At 33.9% G+C, this 239-nt stretch carries 1 pseudogene; it reads left to right on the forward strand.

The features are described 5' to 3' along the window. Positions 1 to 199 (forward strand): annotated as a pseudogene (locus tag ACRHNM_RS18020) (trimeric intracellular cation channel family protein); the annotation flags it as partial. Between the last annotated feature and the right edge of the window lie 40 nt (positions 200 to 239).

Genomic DNA, 239 nt, shown 5'->3' on the forward strand with positions numbered 1-239 from the left:
AATTTTTAGAAAGGAGATCTACGCTACGGCTTGTATTGTAGGTGGACTCAGTTATTTTTTAATGCGCTTTTTTCTCAATGATGAGAATTATCTTTTCATTATTGCTGGTCTTGTGGTTATCATCATCAGATTAATTGCTGTACGTTTTAAAATCAGTTTGCCGAGTTTGTACAAAGCTGAAGATGCAGAAGAGCAGTAGTAGTGTTGTTCTAATCTTCAAGTTATTGTTTCTGTTGTTT

It is taken from the genome of Psychroserpens mesophilus (assembly GCF_050617655.1).
GTDB lineage: Bacteria > Bacteroidota > Bacteroidia > Flavobacteriales > Flavobacteriaceae > Psychroserpens > Psychroserpens mesophilus_A.